Annotated in this window: 15 protein-coding genes; 8 read left to right on the top strand and 7 right to left on the bottom strand. The window is 61.2% G+C overall.

The annotated features are described in order from the left end of the window. Nucleotides 1-20: 20 nt before the first annotated feature. Genes tadA through DD235_RS04790 form a run of 3 tightly spaced genes read left to right on the top strand, consistent with a single transcriptional unit; the run spans nucleotide 21 to nucleotide 4312 of the window. Entirely contained in the window at nucleotides 21-1646 is a 1626-nt protein-coding gene (gene tadA / locus DD235_RS04800) for a tRNA adenosine(34) deaminase TadA (protein WP_109060856.1), read from the top strand. A 17-nt stretch (nucleotides 1647-1663) separates the two neighbouring features. Continuing rightward, the gene (locus tag DD235_RS04795; RefSeq protein ID WP_193519546.1) at nucleotides 1664-2677 is read left to right on the top strand and encodes an Lnb N-terminal periplasmic domain-containing protein; all 1014 of its coding nucleotides are present in this window, start codon (nucleotides 1664-1666) and stop codon (nucleotides 2675-2677) included. Between the two features lie 36 nt (nucleotides 2678-2713). Beyond that, nucleotides 2714-4312, top strand: coding sequence for an ABC-F family ATPase (locus DD235_RS04790; protein WP_109060854.1), 1599 nt, complete (start codon nucleotides 2714-2716; stop codon nucleotides 4310-4312). A gap of 6 nt (nucleotides 4313-4318) precedes the next feature. Here DD235_RS04790 and DD235_RS04785 read toward each other — a convergent pair whose 3' ends face one another. After that, nucleotides 4319-4993: an LOG family protein gene (locus DD235_RS04785; protein ID WP_109060853.1), complete on the bottom strand. Its 675-nt coding sequence runs from the start codon at nucleotides 4991-4993 to the stop codon at nucleotides 4319-4321. Between the two features lie 2 nt (nucleotides 4994-4995). On the opposite strand from DD235_RS04785, the gene polA reads away from it, so the two are divergent. Further along, nucleotides 4996-7716 carry a DNA polymerase I gene (gene polA, locus DD235_RS04780; protein WP_109060852.1) on the top strand — a complete coding sequence of 907 codons (2721 nt, stop codon included), beginning with the start codon at nucleotides 4996-4998 and terminating at the stop codon, nucleotides 7714-7716. Between the two features lie 24 nt (nucleotides 7717-7740). On the opposite strand, the gene DD235_RS04775 is transcribed toward polA, so the two are convergent. Together DD235_RS04775 and DD235_RS04770 are read right to left on the bottom strand one after the other, a co-directional pair. Continuing rightward, nucleotides 7741-8607, bottom strand: coding sequence for a sulfurtransferase (locus DD235_RS04775; RefSeq protein ID WP_109060851.1), 867 nt, complete (start codon nucleotides 8605-8607; stop codon nucleotides 7741-7743). Nucleotides 8608-8623: 16 nt separating this feature from the next. Next, nucleotides 8624-9469: a DMT family transporter gene (locus DD235_RS04770; protein WP_109060850.1), complete on the bottom strand. Its 846-nt coding sequence runs from the start codon at nucleotides 9467-9469 to the stop codon at nucleotides 8624-8626. Between the two features lie 138 nt (nucleotides 9470-9607). On the opposite strand from DD235_RS04770, the gene htpX reads away from it, so the two are divergent. Beyond that, a complete protein-coding gene (gene htpX / locus DD235_RS04765; RefSeq protein WP_109060849.1) occupies nucleotides 9608-10492 on the top strand; it encodes a protease HtpX in 885 nt (294 codons plus the stop codon). Here htpX and DD235_RS16820 read toward each other — a convergent pair. The 4 genes from DD235_RS16820 to DD235_RS04750 are packed head-to-tail and all read right to left on the bottom strand — an operon-like array spanning nucleotide 10489 to nucleotide 12886. Then, on the bottom strand, nucleotides 10489-10911 hold the full coding sequence (locus tag DD235_RS16820; RefSeq protein ID WP_162300403.1) for a DUF5071 domain-containing protein: 423 nt from the start codon (nucleotides 10909-10911) through the stop codon (nucleotides 10489-10491). The genes htpX and DD235_RS16820 overlap by 4 nt on opposite strands. Beyond that, a complete protein-coding gene (locus tag DD235_RS16815; RefSeq protein WP_162300402.1) occupies nucleotides 10901-11380 on the bottom strand; it encodes a hypothetical protein in 480 nt (159 codons plus the stop codon). Before DD235_RS16815 ends, DD235_RS16820 begins: the two co-directional genes overlap by 11 nt. A 40-nt stretch (nucleotides 11381-11420) precedes the next feature. Next, nucleotides 11421-11744, bottom strand: a complete 324-nt coding sequence (locus DD235_RS04755; protein ID WP_109060847.1) for a hypothetical protein — start codon at nucleotides 11742-11744, stop codon at nucleotides 11421-11423. Next, nucleotides 11744-12886 (bottom strand): aromatic ring-hydroxylating oxygenase subunit alpha, encoded by a 1143-nt coding sequence (locus DD235_RS04750; RefSeq protein WP_109060846.1) that lies wholly within the window; start codon nucleotides 12884-12886, stop codon nucleotides 11744-11746. The genes DD235_RS04755 and DD235_RS04750 overlap by 1 nt, the downstream gene beginning before the upstream one ends. Before the next feature lie 194 nt (nucleotides 12887-13080). Between DD235_RS04750 and DD235_RS04745 the strand changes: the two genes are divergently transcribed. Genes DD235_RS04745 through dxs form a run of 3 tightly spaced genes read left to right on the top strand, consistent with a single transcriptional unit; the run spans nucleotide 13081 to nucleotide 16117 of the window. Continuing rightward, nucleotides 13081-13314 (top strand): exodeoxyribonuclease VII small subunit, encoded by a 234-nt coding sequence (locus DD235_RS04745; RefSeq protein ID WP_109060845.1) that lies wholly within the window; start codon nucleotides 13081-13083, stop codon nucleotides 13312-13314. A gap of 5 nt (nucleotides 13315-13319) precedes the next feature. Continuing rightward, nucleotides 13320-14234: a polyprenyl synthetase family protein gene (locus DD235_RS04740; protein ID WP_338028406.1), complete on the top strand. Its 915-nt coding sequence runs from the start codon at nucleotides 13320-13322 to the stop codon at nucleotides 14232-14234. Continuing rightward, the gene (gene dxs, locus DD235_RS04735) at nucleotides 14234-16117 is read left to right on the top strand and encodes a 1-deoxy-D-xylulose-5-phosphate synthase (RefSeq protein WP_420810440.1); all 1884 of its coding nucleotides are present in this window, start codon (nucleotides 14234-14236) and stop codon (nucleotides 16115-16117) included. The genes DD235_RS04740 and dxs overlap by 1 nt, the downstream gene beginning before the upstream one ends. The last annotated feature ends 102 nt before the right edge of the window (nucleotides 16118-16219 follow it).

The raw sequence follows: 16219 nt of genomic DNA, 5'->3' as shown, positions 1-16219 counted from the left end.
CATCAATCAGCGAGCGTTTCATGAGCAGTCCCGTCGTTCCTCCAGAAGATCGTGTGCAGGCCGAGAACCGCTCTCCAGATGAAGGTGCAGGGCGTGATCGTGCCATGATGCAGCGTGCGCTCGGACTGGCCCGCCAGGCGTGGCAGGAGGGCGAGGTGCCGGTCGGTGCGGTGCTGGTGTCCGCCGAGGGCGAGATACTGGGCGAGGGGCGCAACCGGACGATCGGCGATCATGATCCCACTGCGCATGCCGAGGTCGTGGCCCTGCGCGATGCGGGCCTGAAACAGGCCAACTACCGCCTGCCCGGTGCGACCCTGTATGTCACTCTGGAACCCTGCACCATGTGCATTGGTGCCATGCTGCATGCGCGCCTGGCGCGCATCGTCTATGGCGCGACCGATCCCAAGACCGGGGCGTGTGGCAGTGTGCTCGACATTCCGGCACATGAACAACTGAATCACCAGACGCAGGTCGAGGCTGGCGTGTTGGCCGATGAATGCAGTGCGATGCTGAAGGCTTTTTTCCGTGAACGCAGGGCTCAGGCAGCCCAGGAGAAATCGAAAATGAACAAGCAGATTCCAGTGCGTGTGGAAGGACTGGGGCAGGATCACGATCACGGACATGCCCATGATCATGGTAGCCACGGCCATAGCCATGATCACGACCATGGACACCATGCCGGTCATGGCGGCTGCAGTGGCGGGCAGGGCGGTTGTTGCGGCAATTGCGGTGGCCAGGGGACCGCTGGCACGGAGAGCATTTACCTGTTTGCACCTTCGGGCGTGCCGGCCCCCGAATTGCTCGACACCGCGCAGGCCAGCCTGAAACAACTGGGATTTGCGCCAGTACTTGATGCCGATGTACGCAGCCAGCACCAGCGTTTTGCCGGTACTGACGCGCAGCGGCTGGCGGGGATTGCCCGGGCACTGGCGCAACCGGCCGATATCGTCATGGCCGTGCGGGGCGGCTACGGCATGTCGCGGCTGCTGTCGCGGATCGACTGGCGAGCGGTGGCCGACAGTGGCAAGCGCTTCGTCGGGCACAGCGATTTTACGGCTTTCAACCTGGCCCTGCTGGCGCAGACCGGGGCCGTCAGCTATGCCGGTCCCTGTGCCTGCTCGGACTTTGCCGGTCCTCTTGCGGATGACCTGACGCATGACCTGTTTGCAGAAATGATGCATGGCGATCTCGAAGCGCTGAGCTTCGAAAGCCCCGATGCCGATCCGATCGACTGTCGGGGAACGCTGTGGGGCGGCAACCTGGCCATGCTGGTCAGCCTGCTGGGGACACCCTATTTTCCACAGATCGATGATGGGATCCTGTTCCTGGAAGATGTGAGCGAGCATCCCTATCGTATCGAGCGCATGCTGATCCAGTTGCAGCAGGCGGGCGTATTGGCACGCCAGCAGGCCATCGTGCTTGGGACATTCACCGACTACCGGCTCGCAGAGCAGGACCGGGGCTATGACCTGCAGGCTGCCATCGACTGGATCAAGGCAGAGACGGGTATTGCCGTGATTCCGGGCCTGCCGTTCGGGCACAGCAGTCCCAAGGCGACGCTGCCGGTTGGGCAACGGGTCGGGCTGGCGACCGAGGATGGCATGGCCTATCTGGTGTTCAAGGAGCACCACCACGCGCATGATTGATGATCGGGGGGCATGACATGAAGCGGCTCGGGAGTCTGTTGCGGTGGACGGGACGTGTCGTCATGGCGCTCATGGCCTGCCTGCTGGCAGGCTGGGCCGGTCTGGCACTCTGGTTTCAGGCCGAGTCGCCGTGGCGTGTGCCGGCGCTGCTGGTCTGTGCGGCATTGGGTCTGGCTGCCGTGATGGCTCCCTGGATGTTGCGCTGGCGCGGCAGGATCTGGCTGGTGGCAGGTGCAGGCTTGCTGGCAACGCTGGGCTGGTGGCAGACGCTGGCACCTTCACATGACCGGATCTGGGCCGATGATGTGGATCGGCTGACCTGGGCCGAGGTCAACGGCAATCGATTGATCATGCACAACGTGCGCAATTTCGAGTGGCGCAGCGAAACGGACTATACCCCGCGCTGGGAAACCCGCGAGTATGATCTGGATGAGCTGGTATCGGGCGACCTGTTTCTCTCGTACTGGATGGGGCCTGCGATTGCGCATACGCTGGTCTCGTTTGGTTTTGCCGATGGACGCCAACTGGTGTTTTCGCTCGAGATCCGCAAGGAACAGGGCGAATCTTTTTCGGCCATTGCCGGCTTTTTCCGCCAGTACGAGGTGGTGCTGATCGCAGCAGACGAAAATGACATCATCCGCGTGCGGACCAATGCGCGCGGTGAAACCGTTCGCATGTACCGATTGGACATGCCACCGAGTGCCCTGCGCGAGGCCTTGTTGGGCTACCTGCAAGAGGCCGAAGACATCCGCCGCGAACCCCGTTTCTACAATAGCCTGACCAGCAATTGCACGACCATCGTCTTTGACCTGGCCAGGCGGATCGTTCCCGGATTGCCGCTGGACTATCGCCTGCTGTTGTCCGGCTATTTCGCCGAGTATGCCCATGACCACAATGGACTGGTGCCGGGACATGAGTTTTTCGAGTTGGAGGCGGCAGGTGATATCACGGCGCGGGCGCTGGCGTTTTCGGGCGACCCGGCTGACTTTCCGGCTGCGATACGGGTGGGCGTCCCTTTCTTGGTACACTGACAGGTTTAGCCATTCGTCCTACTGGATTCCTGCATAGTGATCTCCACCGCCAATCTATCGATACAGTTCGGCCCCAAGCCGCTTTTTGAGAACGTCAACGCCAAGTTCGGCGATGGCAACCGCTATGGCCTGATCGGTGCCAACGGCTCGGGCAAATCGACCCTGATGAAGATCATCGGCGGAGACCTCGAGCCCAGCGCCGGCAACGTCTCGCTTGATCCGGGCGTGCGCCTGGGCAAGCTGCGCCAGGACCAGTTCGCCTTTGAAGACGTGCGCGTGCTCGACGTGGTACTGATGGGCCACACCGAAATGTGGCAGGCCATGTCTGAACGCGATGCCATCTATGCCGATCCCGAGGCGTCGGAAGATGATTACATGCGTGCCGCCGAACTGGAGGCGAAATTCGCCGAGTACGACGGTTATACCGCCGAAGCCAGGGCGGGCGAATTGCTGCTCGGCCTGGAGTTTCCGGTGGATCAGCATCAGTTGCCCATGCGCGAGATCGCGCCGGGCTGGAAGCTGCGGGTGCTGCTGGCGCAGGCGCTGTTCTCCAATCCCGATGTGCTGCTGCTCGACGAGCCGACCAACAACCTGGATATCAATACGATTCGCTGGCTGGAGGATGTGCTCAACGGCTACCAGTCCACCATGATCATCATCAGCCATGATCGCCACTTCCTGAATCAGGTCTGCACCCATATGGCCGACCTGGACTATGGTGAGCTGCGCATCTATCCGGGCACCTACGACGATTACATGCTGGCGTCGACGCAGGCGCGTGAACGGATCAGTGCCAACAATGCCAAGGCCAAGGAACGTGTCGCAGAGCTGCAGGATTTCGTGCGTCGCTTTGCGGCCAACAAGTCCAAGTCGCGCCAGGCGACTTCTCGTCTGAAGCAAATCGATAGGATCAAGGCTGAAACCATCGAGGTCAAACCGTCCTCGCGCCAGAATCCGTTCATTCGTTTCGAGCAGAACAAGCCCATGCACCGGCTGGCCGTGACAGTCGAGAATATCTCCAAATCGTATGACCAGCCCGTTATCCGGCCGTTCTCGGCCATGATCGAGGCGGGCGAGAAGATTGCCATCATCGGTGCCAATGGCGTCGGCAAGACCACGCTGCTGCGCTTGCTGGCAGAAGAGCTTGCACCCGATACGGGCACGGTCAAGTGGTCGGAAAATGCCGATCGCGGCTATATGGCGCAAGATGTCTCGGATCAGTTCCAGCGCCAGGTCAGCCTGTTCGACTGGATGGAAGACTATCGCCAACCCGGAGACGACGACCAGGCCGTGCGTGCCAGCCTGGGACGCTTGCTGTTCTCGGCCGATGATATCGTCAAGCAGGTCAATGTGCTCTCCGGTGGCGAGAAGAACCGCATGACTTTCGGTCGCCTAATGCTGGGTCGCCACAACGTGCTGGTGCTTGATGAGCCGACCAATCACCTGGACATGGAATCCATCGAGTCGCTGCAGTTCGCCCTGGAAAAATTCCAGGGCACACTGCTCTTCGTCTCACACGATCGTGAGTTCGTGTCGGGGCTGGCCAGCCGGGTCATCGAGATCATGCCCGGTGGCGAAGTGGTCGATTACCGCGGCACCTACGACGAATACCTGACGTCGCGCGGGATCGACTGAAATCGGTCAGGGCAGGATGCAGCTCTCGCGAGAGCCTGCGTCCTGCGTGATGCAGCCGGCGAACTGGATGATGCGTTCGACGACACGGTCGGTGTCGTCCTCGATTTCAAGCAGCCCGAGATCGTTGGGGCCGATCAGCGCCCGTGTCTGCAGTTGTTCGCGCAACCAGTCGATCAGGCCGTTCCAGTAGCTGCTGCCGACCAGCATGATGGGTGCTGCCGGTAGTTTGCCGGTCTGGATCAGGGTCATGGCTTCGAACAGTTCGTCAAGCGTGCCGAAGCCGCCGGGCATGGCAATGTAGCCGATGCTGTGCATGAAGAAGGCGGCCTTGCGCGAGACGAAATATTCGAATGGCAGGCTGAGTGTCTGGTAGGGATTATTGGTCGGCTCGTGCGGCAGGCTGATGTTCAGACCAATGCTGGTGCCGCCCTGTTCATGGGCTCCCTTGTTGGCTGCTTCCATCAGGCCGGGGCCGCCGCCGGCGATCACTGCGATCCCTGCTGTCGCAAGCCTACCGGCGATATCCTGGGTCTGTGCGTACCAGGGCGAGTCCTGGCGGATGCGCGCACTGCCGAAAATGCTGACCGCCTGCCCGATATGGGCGAGTGCGTCTGACGCCTGCTGGATCTCTGACATAATTCTGTCTATCTGCCAGTCGGCGTGTAACTTATTCTGGGTCATCTATGAGTCAAACCTTGTTGTTGGTGGACGGTTCTAGTTATCTGTACCGCGCCTATCATGCCATGCCGGATCTGCGTAATGCTCAGGGCGAACCGACCGGTGCACTGTATGGTGTAGTCAATATGCTACGCAAGCTGACGCAGGATCACAAGGCAAAGTATGCCGCCTGCGTGTTCGATGCACGGGGCAAGACCTTTCGTGATGACCTGTATCCCGAATACAAGGCGCAGCGTCCTTCCATGCCGGAAGATCTGGCACGACAGATCGAGCCGATTCACCAGGCGGTCAGAGCGTTGGGCTGGCCCGTGCTGGCGGTCGAGGGTGTAGAGGCCGATGACGTGATCGGAACCTTGTCGGTACGGGCTGCGGCCGCCGGCATGCAGACCATCATATCCACCGGCGACAAGGATCTGGCCCAACTTGCCGATGCGCACACTACGCTGGTCAACACCATGAGCGGCGAGAGCCTGGACCCTGCCGGTGTGCTGGCCAAGTTCGGTGTGCCACCCGAGCGTATCGTCGATTACCTGATGCTGATCGGGGATACGGTCGACAATGTACCAGGCGTGACCAAGGTCGGCCCCAAGACAGCGGTCAAGTGGCTGTCGGAGCATGGCTCCATCGAAAAACTGATTGAGGTGGCGGAGCAGATCAAGGGTGTGGCAGGGCAGAATCTGCGCGACGCCATTCCCAATTTCAATCTGACCCGGCAACTGCTGACGGTCAAGACCGATTGCGACCTGGATGCGCATGCCGCTGACTGGGATGCACTTATCATGCGGGAAGCAGATCAGGATACGCTGCTCGACCTTTATGAGCGCTATGGTTTTCGGAGCTGGTTGCGTGAATTGAGTGGCGATGCCGGTCGCATTCCCGAAGGCGATGCGCGGATTGCTGCAGAGGTCCAGCAGGCCGGCCCGGTCGAAGTCAATTACGACACCATCCTGACATGGGCGGATTTCGAGCGCTGGCAAGATTTGCTGGCTCAGGCCGAACTGGTGGCGCTGGATACCGAGACGACGTCTCTCAATGAAATGCAGGCTCGTCTGGTCGGTATTTCACTGGCGGTCGCACCGGGCCGTGCCTGCTATATCCCGCTGGCACACAGGGGGCCGGATGCCGTCGAGCAATTGCCCAGGGATGAAGTCCTGGCCCGCCTGGGGCCCTGGCTGGCGTCCGCTGCGCCCAAAGTGCTGCACCATGCCAAGTACGATACCCATGTGTTTGCCAATGAAGGTATTGCGCTGGGAGGTGTGGAGCACGATACGATGCTGCAGGCCTATGTGCTGGAGTCGCACCGTGGTGTCGGCATGACCGACCTGGCCCGGCGCTGGCTGGGGCGCGAGGGTGTGACGTACGAACAACTGTGCGGCAAGGGGGCCAAGCAGATCGGCTTCGACGAAGTCGATATCGACCAGGCTGCCCATTACGCCAGCGAAGATGCCGATTTCACACTGCAATTGCATCAGGTGCTGTATCCCAGGGTCGAGGCGGAAGCCGGCCTGCTGGCGACCTATCGCCTGGAGATAGAGGTGTCGCCGGTGCTGGTGGCGATCGAACGCAATGGCGTACGCATTGATGCCGACGAACTGGCACACCAGAGTCATGCGCTGGGCCAGGAAATGTTGCAGATCGAGCAGCGCGCCTACGAACTGGCCGGCCAGCCGTTCAATCTGAATTCTCCCAAGCAACTCGGAGAGATCCTGTTCGGTCGCATGGGCTTGCCGGTCGTGCGCAAGACAGCCGGCGGTGCGCCTTCGACCGACGAGGAAGTGTTGACGCGACTGGCCCAGGACTATCCGCTGCCCAAGGCATTGCTCGACTATCGTGGCCTCTCCAAGCTCAAGTCCACCTATACCGACAAGCTGCCGCGCATGATCGAGCCTGCCACGGGCCGGGTGCATACCCGCTACGCCCAGGCTGCCGTGATCACGGGGCGGCTGGCTTCGTCGGACCCTAACCTGCAGAACATTCCCGTTCGTACAGAGGCGGGCCGCCGCGTGCGGGCGGCTTTTGTTGCAACGGATGGTGGTCGCATCGTGTCCGCCGATTACTCACAGATCGAACTGCGGGTCATGGCGCATGTCTCGGATGACGAAAACCTCCAGAAAGCCTTTGCCGCCGGCGCAGACATCCACCGGGCCACGGCTTCCGAAGTGTTCGGGGTGGAGATGAATGCAGTCACCTCCGAGCAGCGCCGCGCCGCCAAGGCCATCAATTTTGGCCTGATCTACGGCATGGGAGCCTTCGGGCTGGCATCGAATCTGGGGATCACCCGCGATGCTGCGCAATCCTATATCGACCGCTATTTCATGCGCTATCCGGGCGTGGCACGCTACATGGATGAAACTCGTCTCGCGGCACGCGAGCTGGGCTACGTCGAGACGGTGTTTGGCCGGCGTCTGTGGCTGCCGGAAATCCGGGGCGGCAGCGGGCCACGCCGGCAGGCTGCCGAGCGGGCCGCTATCAACGCCCCCATGCAGGGCACTGCTGCCGACCTGATCAAGAAGGCGATGGTGCGGGTCGAACGCTGGCTGGAGCAAGAAAAGCTGGCCACGCGCATGATCATGCAGGTGCATGATGAACTGGTGTTCGATGTCCCGCTATCTGAGGTCAAGACCTTGCGCGATGCCTTGCCCGCGCTGATGTGCGAGGTTGCCGAGCTCAAGGTGCCCCTGGTCGCCGAGGTGGGCGAGGGTGACAACTGGGAGCAGGCACACTGATTTGCAGAAGGTGGCCTGCGATTGTCATGCACCCGTAGCAACAGGTCGAACCGGGTCGCTGCACCATTCGCTCCACGAGCCAGGATACAGCCGGCTGCCAGTCAGGCCGGCGATTTCCATGGCCAGGAGATTGTGGCATGCCGTGATGCCGGAGCCGCACTGGTGCACGATGTCACCGGGATTGCGTTCGCCCAGTACCGATTCGAACTCGGCTCGCAGGGTGGTTGCCGGCTTGAAGCGCCCGTCGGCGGCCTGGTTTTCGCTGTTAGGACGGTTGAGCGCGCCAGGGATGTGACCGGCGACCGGATCCATGGGTTCGACTTCACCGCGGTAGCGGTTGCCTGCTCGGGCATCCAGGATGGTAAAGCGTTGCAGTGGAATATTGGCCTGTACGGCTGCGGCATCGACCGTGCCGACCAGCGAGGCAGGCAGATCCTTGGGATGAGCGCCAGCGGCGGCCAGGGGCTGTGACTGGGTTTCGACCGCATAGCCGGCGGAACGCCAGGCCTGCCAGCCACCATCCAGCACGGCGACGTTGGCATGGCCGATCCAGCGCAGCATCCACCACAGATGGGCGGCAAACGGGCCGCTGCTGGCATCGTAGATGATGACCTGGGTCTGCGGGCCGACGCCCTGGGCCTGGATCAGTGCTGCGAATGCAGCGCGGTCAGGCAGTGGATGGCGACCATTGCGTCCGGTGCGGGGGCTGCACAGATCGGTTTCATGGTCGAGAAACAGGGCACCGGGGATATGCCCGGTGTTGTAGGCTCGTCGTCCCGCCTCGTGGTCGCCAAGGTCGTGACGGGCATCGAAAATGCGGATGCCCGCAGGATCGCTGGCCAGCAGTGCCTTGAGCGCTTCGGGCGTCACGAGCGTGGTGTAGTTGGGCATGGTGTCTCCAAAATTGTCAGTGATGGGTCACGGTGCGCCATACCGAGAGCAGGCCGGCCAGGACAATGCCGGCCATGCCGATCCAGGCCAGCGTGTCCGGATAGGTATCGAAAAAGAAAATGCCGAGTATGACTGCAAATATGATGGTACTGTACTGCAGCGCAGCTGACAGCAGGGCAGATCCCAGGCCGAACGCCCGCGTCATGGAAAGCTGGCCGAGCATGCCGGTGATGCCCAGACCGATCAGGGTCAGCCAGCCCTGCAGATCAAGCGGATGCCAGCCCAGCGTATAGAGGCCCAGCAGACTGCTGAAACTGACGGTGAGCGAGAACAGCAGCACGGTGCGCCATTCCGGTTCTCCCATTCGGCCCAACTGGCGGACCTGCATGTAGGCGACGGCTGAAAAGGCACCGCCCAGCAGGCCCAATGCCGCTGGCAACGTGTCATCTGCACCGATGCTGGGACGCAGGATCAGCAGGACTCCCAGGAATCCGACCGCCACGCTGGCGATGCAGACCGGGTCGCGTTGCTGCCCGCTTTGTGCCAGCATCCAGCCGGCGATGAACAGTGGCGCGGTATAGCTCAGGCTGGTGGCAGTGGCCAGCGGCAGGTGCGACAAGGCATAGAAGCCCAGCCACATGGCGGTGACGCCGGTGAGGTTGCGATAGAGGTGGGGACGCCATTGGGTGGGCCAGACACGCTGGCGTGCGGAGCGTGCCCAGAACAGGATCAGCAGCACCGAGGGCACGCCCCGGAACAGGACGATCTGTGCCAGCGTGATGTCTTGCTGCGAGGCGAGCTTGACGAAAAGGCCCATCAGGGAAAACATGACTGCCGCCAGCAGCATCCAGAGCGCCTGCATGGGATAATTCGCCTTGTCCGATGATAATTGACTTAGAGCAAGAGACTATACTCCGCTGCCGTGTGCCCGGCCAGGAACTGATCGGGTATTTTGGCGTCAAAGCCTTTCAACCTTGAACCTTTGCAGGATTTCCAGCCCATGAAACGTATTGCCCTGTTTCTCATGACCAACCTGGCAGTGATCGTCGTCCTGAGCATTACGTTGCGTTTGCTTGGCGTGGATCGCTACATCACGTCCCAGGGACTGAACATCCAGGCACTGCTGGTGTTTTCGGTCGTGGTCGGTTTTACGGGTTCGTTCATCTCGCTGCTGATGAGCAAGCCCATGGCCAAGTGGAGCACCGGCGCGCGCGTGATCGATCCCAATGCCCCGGCTGACCATCGTGAAGCCTGGCTGGTCGATACCGTACATCAACTGGCGGATCGCGCCGGCATCGGCCGTCCCGAGGTGGCTATTTACGAAGGCGAGCCGAATGCCTTTGCCACCGGTGCCTTCAAGAACGATTCGCTGGTGGCTGTTTCAACCGGCCTGCTGCACAGCATGACCGAAGAGGAAGTGATGGCCGTGCTGGGCCACGAAGTCGCCCACATTGCCAATGGCGATATGGTCACGCTCACGCTGATCCAGGGCGTGGTCAATACCTTCGTGGTGTTCTTTGCCCGCGTGGTGGGCTACTTCATCGACCGCGTGGTGCTCAAGAACGACAAGGGCGGCGGGCTGGGTTATTTTGCCACCGTGATCGTCTGTGAAATCGTCTTCGGCATTCTGGCGTCGATTATCGTGGCCTGGTTCTCGCGCCAGCGTGAATTCCGTGCCGATGCTGGTGCAGCTCATCTGCTGGGTTCGCGTGAACCGATGATCCGTGCGCTGGCTCGCCTGGGGGGAGTACCGGCCGGCGAGTTGCCCAAGACCTTCGAGGCGTCAGGTATTACAGGGGGTGGTGCGATTGCTGCGCTGTTCGCGACCCATCCGCCGATTCCGGTGCGTATCCAGGCGCTGCAGCAGGCTGGCGGGCGCGGTTAATCCGATCCCCATTGTGCCAGCAGCCCGGCGGCAGCCAGATTCACTTCGTCTGCCGCTTCGCCGGGCGTTGGCTGCTTCGCGATGGCAACGATGCGCGGGTGCAATGCCTGCCGTACTTCGGTTCTGACCTGTGGCAGCAGGTTGCTGATGATCCAGTATTTCCACATTTCGTCGTCGCCCGCCAGGATGTCCATGACAGGCTGAGCCAGGGCCGCGTCAAGCGGGCGCAGCGCTTTCAGGATATAGGGCGCAATGGGCCAGTTGATGTCTTGCAGCCACACCAGCAATTCCGGCAATACGCGTCGGATCTGTTCCGGGCTGGCCTCAAGCAGGCGATGACAGGCATCGAAATCCCCTTTGTGGCCGGGAACGAGCCTGCTGATGTCGGTTGATGCGTCGTATGTCACGTCATGCTTCATGGAAATCCGTATTTCTGCGTGTGCTGCGTTGCTCTTTGCGTGGGTCGTGTCGCCGGCAGCGTCCTTGCTGGCTGAATGTCCAGAGATGGCCCAGGTCATCACGGATGTATGCGGTACAGGAGAATGGGTCTCCATGTGAGCGTCTATCCGTGACGGCCGCTCCCATGGGCTGCTGTGTATTGAACAGAATCTCAATGCGGGCCTCGCTGACCTGCGACAGGCTGAGGCCATGGCGCTCAATCATGCGCAGCAGGCGCTGCCCATAGGTTTTTGCCATCATCGAGGTATATGACAACGATGGAAGGGTATGTCCTGTCAATAGATCCAGGCGAAAAGTGTGTACGCACCGGATCGACAGATCGCGGTAGATCATACCCATGCCCCAGTAGCCGTCCACATCGTTGTAACGGGAGATGAAGGCTGAAGCCATGCCCGCCGCAACCCCTTTCAGGTTTCTGCGTCGTCGCATGGTTGATTTGCACGCAAGGTGGCTATAGACAGCTGCATGCTCAGGTCGTCGCGCTGTAGTATTTGAATTCAATGCCGAACTTTCCATCCGTGGCATGTTCGGCAAGTTTCTCGATCAGGCAGGCAGAATGCTCGGGTGTTGCACTGTTACCCGTGAATGACGCCAGCAATCTTCCTGCGCTCCAGGCTTCCCAGTAATGGTGTTGTCCTGCAATCCCAGGCAGATAATGCTTCTCTGCCAGCATCAGGAACACATCCTTCAGCGTTACGGTTACGGGCAGGGCAAGCCGCAGGAAGTGGGGGGCATCGACATCATCCCCCATGCAGACGCTGTCCCGAGTCACCTCGACCAGGCAGTCTGCCATCAGGCGGGCTCGCCCATCACGCGGCGGTACCATTCGTGGAAGTGGCGCATGCCGTCTTCCATCGGTGATTGGTAGGGGCCGGCTTCGGAGATGCCTCGCTTGAACAGTGCCAGCCGGCCCGCATCCATGCGTTCGGCGATCTCATCATCCTCGATGGCGGTTTCCATGTAGGCAGCACGCTGTGCTTCGACGAACTCGCGCTCGAATGCGGCGATTTCTTCCGGGTAGTAGAACTCGACCACGTTGAGCGTTTCCTGCGGGCCTTGGGGATACAGCGTCGACAGCACCAGCACATGAGGATACAGTTCGATCATGTGGGTCGGAAAATATGTGACCCAGCGTGCGCCGAAGTCCGGTGCCTGGCCTTCCCGGTATTCAAGCAGTCGATCATGCCACTGGCTGTAGATGTCCGAGCCCGGCTGAGAGAGTGCCTGGTGGACACCGACCCGCTGCAGGCTGTGCCAGTCGCCGAACTCCCATTGCAGGTCATCACAGGTGACGAAGCGACCCAGTCCGGGGTGGAAGGGGCCGACGTGATAGTCTTCCAGGTAGACTTCGATGAACGTCTTCCAGTTGTAGTTGCACTGGTGGAGTTCGACGTGATCAAGTACGTAATCAGAGAAATCGAATTCGGGCCGCGAGAAAAGATGACCGAGGTCGCCTGCCGCATTGCGCGGGCCTTCGAACAGCAACCCATGACAGGATTGCAGTGGAAATCGCTGCAGGTTCAGGCAGGGTTTGCTGTCGAACTGAGGCGCACCCAGCAGTTCGCCTTCACCGTTGTAGGTCCAGCGATGCAGTGGACAGACGATATTGCCGCCGGTGTCGCGCAGATTGCCCCGATCATGGATCGGGCCGTCGACGCGGCCAGCCTCACCGCCCAGCATGAGGGCCTGGCGATGGCGGCAGACGTTGGAGAGCAGGGCGTGTTGCCCGGCAGGTTGATGGATGAGGATGCGACCGTTGCGCTCGTGCGCCAGCGTGCGCCAGTCGCCGGGATCGGGCACCATGCTGGTGTGCCCGGCGTAGAGCGCGGATTGCTTGAAAATCAGTTCCTGTTCCCGCTGCAGGCGGGCTTCGTCGAAATAGGCTTCGACAGGCAACTGGGTACGGGGTAGCGCGATGCGGTCGCGTGCGGTCATCAGGGATTTCCCTCCGCCATGACAGTGAAGCCTGCGGGACGGCACGCCGTTCATGCGTCCGCGCAGGCGCGAAGAAAGGGGGCAATTGTACCCCATGGCCCCTGCGCTTCCCGCCATTGCAGGGTGGGTTCTTGCTGCAAGCGGCGTGCTTCTTTGTACAATCGCTTTTTTATCGTTGCTCCACGGAGGCGTACTTGAGTACAGATCAACCGCAAGGATTCGAAGCTGCCCTGTCAGAACTGGAGCAGCTTGCGGCGGCCATGGAGCGTGGCGATATGCCTCTTGAGCGCTCGCTCGAAGCCTACCAGCGTGGCGTGGCTCTGGCCCGGACCTGCCAGCAGCAGCTCGAGCAGGCCGAACAGCAGGTCAAGGTGCTGGAGCAGGATCTGCTGCGGCCGCTGGAGCAGGCGACTGGAGAACGTGCGTGAGTCCGATTCATTATCAGACGGACCGTTTCGACGGCTGGGTGCGTGAGCGCATCAGCCGCGTCGAACAGGTCATGGACAACTGGCTGGTCCCGGCCGACCGCGAGCCGACCGCGTTGCACGAGGCAATGCGCTATGCCGTGCTGGGTGGTGGCAAGCGGGTCAGGGCGCTGCTGGTATATGCGGCCGGGCAGACCTGTCTGAACAATCCGGCGGGCGCGACGGCCGTCGAGGCCGGGCTTGATCGTGCAGCGGCCGCAGTTGAGCTGATTCATGCCTACTCGCTGGTACATGATGACCTGCCGTGCATGGATGATGACGCCTTGCGTCGCGGTCAGCCGACTGCGCATATCCGGTTCGGTGAAGCGACTGCCATGCTGGCGGGGGATGCGCTGCAGCCACTGGCCTTCGAGTGGTTGGCAGAAATGCCGATTGCCCCGGCCCTGATCGTGCAGGCCGTGCATACGCTGGCTGTTGCTGCGGGCAGTCGCGGCATGGCGGGCGGACAGGCCATCGATCTGGCCCATGTGGGGCTGGGCATGACACAGCCGGAGCTGGAAAACATGCACGCCCTCAAGACCGGTGCCATGCTGGAGGCCAGCGTCATGCTGGGCGGCATTGTGGCGGCCGCCAGTTCGCCGCAGCGTCAGGCGTTGCGCAGCTATGCACGCGCCATCGGGCTGGCCTTCCAGATTGTGGATGACATCCTTGATGTGACGGCTGACACAGCAGTGCTGGGCAAGACGGCAGGCAAGGATCAGGCAGACAACAAACCGACCTATGTTTCATTGCTGGGGCTGGAGCCGGCTCGCGAACTGGCTGCCGGATTGCGACGCCAGGCACACGAGGCAATTGCTCCCCTGGGCGGTGCAGCGGCCAATCTTGCCGCTTTGGCCGATTTCATCGTGGCGCGGGAGCGTTGATGAGCGAAAACGACACCATGACGACACAGACTTCCTATTCACTGCTGGAGCGCATTGACTCGCCTGCCGATGTCCGGCTGCTGGATCGCCGCAGTCTGCGACAACTGGCCGATGAAGTGCGGCACTATGTAATCGATTCCGTATCGCGTACAGGTGGACATCTGTCATCGAATCTCGGTACCGTCGAGCTGACGGTGGCTCTGCATCATGTCTATGACACACCTGACGACCGGATTGTCTGGGATGTCGGGCATCAGACATACCCGCACAAAATCCTGACGGGGCGGCGTGAGGCCATGGCCACGCTGCGCCAACAGGATGGTATTTCCGGTTTCCCCAAGCGCAGCGAGTCGGAGTACGACGCTTTCGGTACGGCACACTCTTCCACGTCCATCTCGGCGGCGCTGGGCATGGCGGTGGCGTCGCGCAACAGCGGCGTGGCGCGCCAGCATGTGGCCGTCATTGGCGATGGCGCGATGACGGCCGGCATGGCGTTCGAGGCTATGAACAATGCCGGTGTCACGCCGGATATCGACATGCTGGTCATCCTCAATGATAACGACATGTCGATTTCGCCGCCGGTGGGGGCCCTCAATCGTTACCTGGCCCGACTGATGTCAGGGCGTTTCTATGCGACCGCTCGCAATGTCGGCAAGGCCGTGCTGCAGCATGTGCCGCCTGTGTTCGAACTGGCGCGCCGGCTGGAAGGGCATGCCAAGGGACTGGTGGTGCCGGCGACCCTGTTCGAGGAACTCGGTTTCAACTATGTCGGTCCCATCGATGGTCATGACCTTGATGCGCTGGTGCCGACGTTACAGAATCTAAAGGCGTTGCCGGGTCTGCAATTCCTGCATGTCGTGACCCGCAAGGGGCATGGTTACAAGCGGGCCGAAGCCGATCCCGTGCTGTACCACGGACCGGGCAAATTCGATCCTGCGCTGGGCATCCAGCCGCCTGTGGCTCCGCCCAGAACCACATTCACTCAGGTGTTTGGCGACTGGCTGTGCGACATGGCAGCGCAAGACTCGCGCTTGATCGGCATTACGCCGGCGATGCGCGAGGGCAGTGGCCTGGTCGAGTTCGAGAAGCGCTTTCCCCGCCGCTATTTCGACGTGGGCATTGCCGAGCAGCATGCGGTGACCTTTGCAGCAGGGCTGGCCTGTGAGGGCCAGAAACCCGTGGTGGCGATCTATTCCACGTTTTTGCAGCGTGCCTACGATCAACTGATCCATGATGTGGCGTTGCAGGATCTTGACGTGACGTTCGCACTGGACCGGGCAGGGCTGGTGGGGGCAGATGGTGCGACGCATGCCGGCAACTATGACATTGCCTTCATGCGCTGCATTCCCAATATGGTGATCGCCACGCCGTCTGACGAGAACGAGGCGCGCCTGTTGCTGAGCACCTGCTACCACTACGCCGGGCCGGCGGCGGTTCGCTATCCCCGTGGTGCCGGTTGTGGTGCGGTGATCGAGCCTGGGCTGGGCGAGGTACCGCTGGGCAAAGGCGTGTTGCGTCGACAGGGGCAGGACATTGCCATCCTGGCTTTTGGTACGCTTGCGCAGGCTGCACTGACAGCCGCCGAAAGGCTGGATGCCACACTGGTCGATATGCGGTTTGCCAAACCCCTCGATGTCGAGCTGCTGCAACAGATCGCGGCCACGCACCAGAGCCTGGTGACGCTGGAGGATGGCTGCATCATGGGCGGAGCCGGCAGCGCAGTATGCGAAGCCCTCAATTCACTTGGACTGTCGGTGCCGGTGCTGCAACTGGGGCTGCCGGACCGTTTCATCGATCATGGTGACCAGAATGCGCTGTGGGCGCAACTGGGGCTCGACGCCGTGGGCATTGAGGCTTCGATCCGCGCACGTTTTGTCTCGTGAGCGACACCTATGCCGGGCAGGTGCCGGCATAGGTGTTTGACTATTTTTGATTTGGCTATCAAAATAAGTAAAACAATTGCCAAAGTCTATGTGAGAATGTTT

The sequence above is a fragment of the Corticimicrobacter populi genome, from assembly GCF_003123725.1.
Lineage (GTDB): Bacteria > Pseudomonadota > Gammaproteobacteria > Burkholderiales > Burkholderiaceae_B > Corticimicrobacter > Corticimicrobacter populi.
Note: the sequence above shows the minus strand (reverse complement) of the source record. Positions and strands in the feature narration are given on the sequence as shown.